Annotated in this window: 1 protein-coding gene and 1 pseudogene; both read left to right on the top strand. The window is 57.4% G+C overall.

The genetic code is table 11. The features are described 5' to 3' along the window. A pseudogene (locus tag ACXJ5O_RS28575) lies at positions 1–289 on the top strand (ABC transporter permease); the annotation flags it as partial. A 116-nt stretch (positions 290–405) separates the two neighbouring features. After that, positions 406–849 (top strand): GntR family transcriptional regulator (locus tag ACXJ5O_RS28580; RefSeq protein ID WP_457302854.1); only part of this gene is annotated, 444 nt, incomplete at its 3' end.

Here is an 849-nt window from a genome sequence, read left to right on the forward strand (position 1 = left end):
ACGGTTGAGAACGCTCTGGGATATCACAGCGCCGTTGCTGCGGACGAGCGTCGTCGCGGCCTGGTGCTTCGTTTTCGTCGGCACAATCCGCGAACTGTCCGCAACAATCCTGCTGACAACCGCAAATACCAAGCTTGTCTCGGTCATCATCTACGACCTTAACGAGAGTGGCGATCTCGGGGCGATCTGTGTTCTCGGTATCATTCTTCTTGCCGCTTCTTTTGCCGTGGTGTTTATCGCCAACCGAGTTCCGGTACTTGGTGGTTCGCAAATGAATACGCGAGGCTAGAGCCCTGCCAGTAGGCAGGGTCGCCAATCGCGGGAATTGCTGCTAAACGAGGGCTGGAGGAGTAATCCGCAAGGTTCTTGCTCCGCTTAGACTGGAACCTTCACAATGGCTTGCGCATGTCAGAGATAACGAACGCCCCGCACAATTTATCCGCGATCGATTTCCTTCGCACCCGTTCGCTCGCCAATGTCGTACAGGCAGAGATCGAGCGGATGATCATCGATGGCGAGCTCAAGCCCAACGAACGGGTGAACGAAAACGGCCTTTCCCAGCGCCTCGGCGTTAGTCGCGGACCAATTCGCGAGGCCTGTAGCGCGCTGGCGGCCATGGGACTTATCGAGATCATCCCCAACCGCGGCTTCTTTATCCGGGCGCTTACCAATGACGAAGCCCAGGACCTTTCGGAGGCCCGGGCCGGTGTCTTCGGATGCATGGCCATGATGCTGGCCGAGCGGGTGACTGACGCCGAGATCGCCATCCTTCGCGCGCTGTTGCAACGTATGGATGAAATTGTCGAACTCGGTGACGTGCACATCTACTACCCGGTCAATCTCGAGTTC

This window comes from Phyllobacterium sp. P5_D12, from assembly GCF_054049495.1.